General features: G+C 43.3%; 1 protein-coding gene and 2 pseudogenes. 1 reads left to right on the plus strand and 2 read right to left on the minus strand.

Going from position 1 to position 2,344, the window contains the following annotated elements; genetic code table 11:
* Positions 1 to 61: 61 nt before the first annotated feature.
* A pseudogene (locus tag NXS07_RS19540) lies at positions 62 to 601 on the minus strand (IS5 family transposase); the annotation flags it as partial.
* 213 nt (positions 602 to 814) lie between these two features.
* Positions 815 to 1,552 (minus strand): annotated as a pseudogene (locus NXS07_RS19545) (IS30 family transposase); the annotation flags it as partial.
* Between the two features lie 205 nt (positions 1,553 to 1,757).
* Here NXS07_RS19545 and NXS07_RS19550 point away from each other — a divergent pair.
* Complete coding sequence (locus tag NXS07_RS19550) at positions 1,758 to 2,261, plus strand: GNAT family N-acetyltransferase (protein ID WP_038222533.1); 504 nt, start codon at positions 1,758 to 1,760, stop codon at positions 2,259 to 2,261.
* Positions 2,262 to 2,344: the final 83 nt, after the last annotated feature.

Below are 2,344 nucleotides of genomic sequence, written 5' to 3' on the forward strand. Positions count from 1 at the left end.
ATTCTATTTGCTGGCTGCCTAAATAACCGGCAACACCACTTTTGCTAACTTGCCGCCGTTAACGCGACACTGCCCTTCTGAAAGTGCTGCTGTCGTAACCTTTGTCAGCGATCACAAAATCCGATGAAGGCGAATGCGTCACCCAACTTTCCGCATGAACAATGTCGTGAGTTTGACCACCGGACAGCTCAAAATGGACAGGTAGGCCATAACTGTCTACGGCTAAATGAATTTTGGTAGAAAGTCCTCCCCGACTTTTACCCATGGCTTCATCTTCCACAGAAGCGGCACCTGAACTATGTTGATGAGCCCGAACAATACTGCCATCAATGAACAACCATTCTGTATCTGTATTCTCAGATAATAATTTGAATAATAAATTAAAAATAGCTTTCTTAGACCCATCATTAAAGCGCTTAAAAATGGTGTTCCATTTGCCAAATTCAGTGGGGACATCTCGCCAGGGACAGCCTGTTCGCATCCGGTAAAGGATCCCTTCGAAAGTCAGATAATGTTCTTCTTTGTGATACACATATCCACTTTGTTGCATCAATACAGCTAGCTTATTCCATAAAGATTTTGATAACATTGTTCTTGGCATGATGGTCTGGGGTAATGGTTTTTTCGCGAAGACAATGATACCAGATCATCATGCTGTTCAAATTCCCCTCATAAAACGTCAACAGCCCCTAGTGACTTTGGGCTATACTGGGCTGATTTTTACGCTTTATGGTAACCCCGTGAGATATGCAACAGAATTTACACAGCGCGATCAACTGTAAAAAATACTCATTGGTAGCTATTCGCTGTGAGTTCAACGGGTCGATGCAACACACTGGTAAAATCGCTCTGCGGGTGACTCATAGCCTAGCGTTTTTCTCGGTCTCTCGTTGAGTTGCCTGGCAACACTATTTAATCTTTGCTGGCTGTGAACTGATAAGTCAGTTCCTTTTGGAAAATACTGTCTGAGTAACCTGTTCGTATTTTCATTGGAGCCACGTTGCCAGGGAGATTGAGGATCACAAAAATAGACCTGAATGTCAGTGGCTACAGTAAACAGGGTGTGGTTGGTCATTTCAGCTCCCCTGTCCCAGGTTAATGTTTTATACAGTTCAACAGGTAATTTTTGGGCTTGTTTGATGAGTGCAGATATTACTGTCGTGGTCTTGTTGTCACTGATTTTAGCCAGCATAACAAAGCGGGAATGGCGTTCTACCAGTGTGATAATATATGAGTTTTTAGAGCCTTGTATCAAGTCTCCTTCCCAGTGACCGGGTATGGCCCTGTCTGCAACATTGGGTGGCCTTTCGCTGATGGGTATCGCATCTGGGATTGTCCCTAATCCTTTCCCTTTCAGCGATGTTGTTCTGGATTTGCGCACTGTTCTTCTGCTTCTGAGGCACTGTTGCAGCCCTTTTTTTAATGCTCCCCGGGTTTGTATAAAAAACGTTTTATAAATCGTTTCGTGTGACACATACATTTCCTGATTATCGGGATAACAGCGTTTCAACCAACCGGCGATTTGTTCTGGCGTGTAGTAAATGCGCGTTCTTCGATTCATGGCAACATCCTCCTCGTTTAAGGATAGCGTTGCATCGACCCGTTGAACTCATAGCGAAAAGCAGACTTCGGCGTCAGCAAGATTACGTTAAGTTGGCAAAGCTATATGATACAATTTTATCATGCTGAATCGATGGCTAATCCAGTAGGGTAGTACTGAGCATGCGTTACGTTACTATTAAGAGTGAGACAGTAGATTGAAAACAAAACAGTCAAAAATCCCCAAATCAATTTATAGGCCCATGCATTGCGACGAGTTTGACCTCTGGGCGAACCTCTCTTCAAATGACTATGTTGAAGACCTGATGACAAATCATCGGTACAGCCGTAAAAAAGCCGAGGTAGAGGCGTCGAAATCATTTAAAACAGCCTTGCCGGCGGGTATCAATACTCAAAATAACCATTTTAGAACTTATGAACATGACGCTCAGGCTGCGGGATATCTGTGGTTCAGCTTGGAAGATAACTCAGCTTTTTTGTCAGATATAATGCTTATCCCAGAATTTCAGGGTAAGGGGATGGGCAGGGATTTTATCCGTGCGTTCCTGAATGAACTGACTCGCCAGGGTGCGTATGAGGTAGAACTAAGAGTGTCACCGGACAATCAAAGGGCTTTAAAATTATATAAAGAGTTTGGTTTTCGGATAACTGGTTTTGATATGAGTCTTTTGCTGGAACCCGAGTTATCAGCAATCCGTTAATCATAAGGTTCTGTCGCATTAACAGAGAAAGTTTGTGCTGAGGTGGGAATGATGACTCTTTATGCAGTTAATCGATAAAACAG

This window comes from Xenorhabdus bovienii (assembly GCF_024721015.1).
Lineage (GTDB): Bacteria > Pseudomonadota > Gammaproteobacteria > Enterobacterales > Enterobacteriaceae > Xenorhabdus > Xenorhabdus bovienii.